This window comes from Bartonella sp. AP7XZML (genome assembly GCF_042195745.1).
Taxonomy (GTDB): domain Bacteria; phylum Pseudomonadota; class Alphaproteobacteria; order Rhizobiales; family Rhizobiaceae; genus Bartonella.
This window is the reverse complement of sequence record NZ_JBHIOT010000123.1, coordinates 1-4,573: the sequence shown is the minus strand read 5'-3', so window position 1 is coordinate 4,573 and position 4,573 is coordinate 1. Positions and strand designations below refer to the sequence as shown.

Annotated in this window: 8 protein-coding genes and 1 pseudogene; 4 read left to right on the top strand and 5 right to left on the bottom strand. The window is 37.7% G+C overall.

Going from position 1 to position 4,573, the window contains the following annotated elements; genetic code table 11:
* From ACFILT_RS09630 to ACFILT_RS09620, 3 genes and pseudogenes are all read right to left on the bottom strand, one after another.
* A partial coding sequence (locus tag ACFILT_RS09630; protein ID WP_375680000.1) for a GPW/gp25 family protein occupies positions 1-192 on the bottom strand: 192 nt, incomplete at its 3' end.
* On the bottom strand, positions 189-878 hold the full coding sequence (locus ACFILT_RS09625) for a phage baseplate assembly protein V (RefSeq protein WP_375679999.1): 690 nt from the start codon (positions 876-878) through the stop codon (positions 189-191). The genes ACFILT_RS09625 and ACFILT_RS09630, both read right to left, overlap by 4 nt.
* A pseudogene (locus tag ACFILT_RS09620) lies at positions 859-1,343 on the bottom strand (hypothetical protein). The gene ACFILT_RS09625 and the pseudogene ACFILT_RS09620 overlap by 20 nt, the downstream one beginning before the upstream one ends.
* A 52-nt stretch (positions 1,344-1,395) precedes the next feature.
* Between ACFILT_RS09620 and ACFILT_RS09615 the strand changes: the two are divergent.
* Complete coding sequence (locus ACFILT_RS09615) at positions 1,396-1,710, top strand: type II toxin-antitoxin system RelE/ParE family toxin (protein WP_375639615.1); 315 nt, start codon at positions 1,396-1,398, stop codon at positions 1,708-1,710.
* Between the two features lie 16 nt (positions 1,711-1,726).
* Complete coding sequence (locus ACFILT_RS09610) at positions 1,727-2,023, top strand: HigA family addiction module antitoxin (RefSeq protein WP_100129256.1); 297 nt, start codon at positions 1,727-1,729, stop codon at positions 2,021-2,023.
* A 39-nt stretch (positions 2,024-2,062) separates the two neighbouring features.
* On the opposite strand, the gene ACFILT_RS09605 is transcribed toward ACFILT_RS09610, so the two are convergent.
* Entirely contained in the window at positions 2,063-2,341 is a 279-nt protein-coding gene (locus tag ACFILT_RS09605; protein ID WP_375679998.1) for a hypothetical protein, read from the bottom strand.
* A complete protein-coding gene (locus ACFILT_RS09600; protein WP_375679997.1) occupies positions 2,338-3,066 on the bottom strand; it encodes an antA/AntB antirepressor family protein in 729 nt (242 codons plus the stop codon). The genes ACFILT_RS09605 and ACFILT_RS09600 overlap by 4 nt, the downstream gene beginning before the upstream one ends.
* Positions 3,067-3,474: 408 nt before the next feature.
* Between ACFILT_RS09600 and ACFILT_RS09595 the strand changes: the two genes are divergently transcribed.
* The gene (locus tag ACFILT_RS09595) at positions 3,475-3,837 is read left to right on the top strand and encodes an XRE family transcriptional regulator (RefSeq protein ID WP_375680001.1); all 363 of its coding nucleotides are present in this window, start codon (positions 3,475-3,477) and stop codon (positions 3,835-3,837) included.
* A gap of 7 nt (positions 3,838-3,844) precedes the next feature.
* On the top strand, positions 3,845-4,390 hold the full coding sequence (locus ACFILT_RS09590; protein ID WP_375679996.1) for an ImmA/IrrE family metallo-endopeptidase: 546 nt from the start codon (positions 3,845-3,847) through the stop codon (positions 4,388-4,390).
* Positions 4,391-4,573: the final 183 nt, after the last annotated feature.

Genomic DNA, 4,573 nt, shown 5'->3' with positions numbered 1-4,573 from the left:
AACAGCAGCATAAAGAGCAACAGCAAAAGCATTATTAACCGGTGCATCAATGAGTTCCGCAACACGTGAACCATAATCACGTCGCATTACACGCAAACCAATCCGCGTTGACAAAATATCAAGGATTGATTGGCGTAAATGATCAATGCCGGTTAATGGCTTTCCCGTTGTACGGTCCATTCCACTGTTCAATTGGGACCTCCAGTCATCGAGCCACCAGGGGAAACACCACCATGAACATGGGTTGCTCCTACATTGGTGTCGTTATGCTTTAGTTCACTTGAATGAATGGAAACATTATTCCCAGAATGAAGAGAGATACTATCATTCGAATTCAGAGAAACGCCACCACCTGCCTTCAAAGAGATGCCGCCTTTTGCGTTTAAATTTATATCGCTTTTTGAAACAATCTTTATGCCTTCCGGTGCGGTAAGCTCTAGATTCCCACCATCACCTTTTAGTGACACACCATCAGCGATTGTCAGGATAAATTTTCCACCTGATTTGATATGAATTCCATAAGTATTTTGTTCATCATCATATTCAAGGCTGGTTCCATCAGGGTATATCGTTCGGTGAATGCTGCCCTTATCGGCTGCTTGATTAGCATCGGTGTGAAGTGAACCAATAATCACCCCTTGTGATAAATCCCCTGATGATGAAACAACAATCACTTGCTCTCCAACATCGCGTCCTTCATAAGAACGTGTTTTACCGGCGCGGGCTTGTGTGTCTGGAATCCAGTCACTGACAAGATTGCCACTTTTTATCCGATAGCGTGCGTTTTTATGGTCGACATGGCTAATCTTCCCCACCACAACCATATTGGCCACACGTCTCTTTAGATCTGTGATCTCTTTATCGCGCCGCTCTAACATGTCCACCTTCAATTTTATGGTATTTATCTTTATTTCTCACGCCTGTTTCTGGTTCAAAGCTTAAGAAAGGTTCAACGAGTCTTGCTGTTACACTGCTTTCTTCTTCATCCATGTTGGGGATATTGGTGACGTAAGTTACGTCAAAGGTTAAAATTGCACCGTGGAGTGCTAGAGCGCCATTATCACCAAAGGCAAAAGTAATATTTTGCAGGCGGCATATCTCAACGGTGTTGTTAAGATTGGGATTAANGCATAGCATTCAACATCTACTGTTAAAACACGCCGCCTTAAGCCAAAATCATGTCCATCTTCAATGGTTTCATTTTGCGTTGAGATATTAATAGCTGGCATTGTTTCAATAAATAAATTGAAGTCACGCATATTGAAAACATTGTCACCAGCCACTGTTTTTGCCGCCCTTATCAAAGCAACAAATGTTTCTCTTATCGTCTCTCTCGGATGCATGAGTGTTCCTGTCATTTAACATTTATCCTTTTCTTAAAACTAGTATCATGTTATGATACATAAAAGAACGAATAGAGGTGATTTGGTGATTGAATCTTTTGCGGATAAGCGGTGTAAAGATCTTTTAGAAGGCAAGACGCCTAAAGGTTTTCCTGCGACATTGGTACGCATAGCACAAAGAAAATTGTTTATGCTCGATAAAGCAGTTGATCTTAAAGATTTGCGCAGTCCTCCAGGAAATCATTTAGAAGCATTGAAAGGAGAGCGTAAAGGTCAATATTCTATTCGTATTAATAACCAGTTTCGTCTTTGTTTTGAATGGCGTATTAATGGCGCCTATGAAGTTGAAATTATAGATTATCATTGATCTATAGGAGGTCGAGATGAAAAATTATATTGCAATACATCCAGGAGAAATTTTACGGGAGGAATATTTAAAAGAATATGCTCTCTCTGCTTATGCCCTTGCAAAAGCATTGAATGTTCCACGCACGAGGATAGAACGTATTGTTGCGGAAAATAGTCCAATAACTCCTGATACGGCTCTCAGATTGGCTTCTTTTTTTGATACTACAGCTGAGTTCTGGCTTAATATGCAAGCTGCTTATGATGTTCATATTTTACAAGCAGAAAAAGCAGATGAATTTGCCAAAATTAATAAGTTTGAATGTAGAACTTAACCACCTCCCCATTTTAAGAACGGGGGGGTTATTTTTTAATTAAGCAACCTTTTTAATGGGGCTCTCGAAATTTGGTTCATAAGCGCGTAACAAAGAATCCATGCTATGCGGTAACTCTGAATCACCAAAATCTGTTAGAACTGTTAAGATTTTAAGCATACTTGGCATCTCATCTTGAAGTTTTAAAATCAAAACCTTTTCTATTAATTCCATAACTTCAACTATGGCATTACAATTTTCATCTCCAATGCTTCGATGATCAGAAAACTGATACAGCGCCATCCACAAATCGCATAAGAAATCAATACTGGTATTCATTGTACACCCCCAAAGATTTGTTCTCTCAAACATGCCAATCCTCTCGAGGTGATTTTCGTTGAAGGGAGTACCTTTTCTGTACCATCCGGTCTTTGAATGGTGATCGCAGGGCAATCCATGAATCCTTTCTTGATTTTATCCTGATAAGGTAACAGAGGCGCTCCTGGAGCACGTCGATAGACCCAATCATGTTTACGCAAGTAATCCGTTAAATCCTTAGGTCTTACCTCTAACATCTTTGCTGCTTCAATAAGACCAAACAAACCATCAGAACGCTTTAAACCTTCCAAAGCTTTTGCTTTTGGTGCTAATTCAGCGATAACATGATCTTTATGATCGATTTGATTTTGTAAGTGATTCAAAACACCAAGCAATGCTTCCGGTTTGGAGTAGTCAACTTGTGGTGTCACTACTTGTTTCAAAAGCTGTTCGCATTTGATAAAGTATTGGCGTGCCTCATGCCCTTTATCATTACGCTCTATCATCGAAAGATGTTTAGCCATGTCTAACGTAATGTGGTATTCTTTTATTTTTCCACCCCGGTAAAAATTTACCGCAGTTATAAAGTTTATATTTTCCTGAAATTTACATTCTTTAACGCGATTTTTAATCCAATTTCTAAATTCAGACTTTATTTCCAAAAACGCATGCAAATCACGCGCGTTAACAGTTTGAACAGTTTCCTGATCAATAACCCGTTCTTTAATTTCTATAAGAGTGTTCATAGTGAACTCCTATCGATTAGAGGTTTCTTATTGACATTCCAGAAGAATGCCGGGCGCTAAGAAACACGGTCGATAGTCCGTCGTTACGCTTTCCCCATAAAGAGTATTGTATAGCGTAACTACACCCGACAAATCTATTATATGCATGTAGCATATAATGAGTCAAAGTCTTTAATGTGCGGAGAAGAGATTGTGTCGGCAATTTATCCGCTATCGATTTAAGGTGTTTCTTAGGCACCTGATTCGATTATTCATACTCCTACTATAATGTCAAGCCACTTTCGATAATTTTTAAATTTTTGCTATTGGCAATTTGTAATTATTGTAAAAAAATAGTTGATTTATACCTTAAGATAAAATATATTCAACTTATCAAGATTAATTATACGTCCTTTGGAGTTCTATTTGATGCTTACATCCTTTGGTAAAACCTTACGGAAACTCCGTATTGATCATGCAGAACGCCTTTTAGATATGGCTAAAAAATTAGATATATCTGTAGCATTTTTATCTTCTGTTGAGATTGGCAAAAAATCTGTACCTGTTGGTATGGAAGAAAAGATCATAGAATTATACGATTTAGATCAAGATATGGTTTCTCTCTTAAGAAAAGAGGCTGATGCTTGCCGCAAAAGTTTTACAATAAAGTCTTCTAATTCATCCACAGGTGAACTTGTTGGTATGTTTGCTAGAGTTATAGATAACATTTCTCCAGAAGATGTAGAAAAAATGAAAAAATTAATGAAACAGATAAAAGAAAAAAAAAGGTAAGTAGAAGGTGAAGAAAAGTATTGATTACGAAGTTCCTCCTTATAGTTGGGAGAAAATTGGTTTTTTTACTGATTTACTTCGAAAAGAACTGAAATTGTTAGATTACCAAGCTTTCCCAGTTATGGATTTTGCTGAATACATTTTGCCTACTATGAGACCAGGATATTGTTTACATATCGCAGATGAGGAAGAACTTGGAAATGTGGGTGGTTTAACAGACCCGCAAGGCAAATTCATTGTTTTAAGAGAGGATATTTATAAAGATGCGTACGATGATAATGGTCGCGCAAGATTTACAGTTGCTCATGAACTTGGTCATCTTTTTTTACATACAAATTTACCCTTCCAACGCGTAATTGATTCTCATGAAATACCTGTCTATCGCAGTGCAGAAAAACAAGCTAACCAATTTGCTGCTGAGCTTTTAATGCCACGTTCAGGAATGTCAAGATTTAAGACTCCAAGAGAGGTAGCTAATTTCTATGGAGTTTCATTACAAGCAGCAGAGATTAGGATAAATTACATGATGAATTATTTTAAATCACAACAATAAAGGGTTTGAGCTGCAACTCAAACCCAAAAGAGTTTACGTCAGGTTTCGGTTAGCTGACGTAAAACCCGCCAGGAAACAGAAAAATGCAACCTGTAACAACATGCGGAATTGTATCATTGTAAATGTTTCCTGTCTAGGTCAATTCACCTTAAAAGGAACTTCCATGTATAATACACAGAAGTT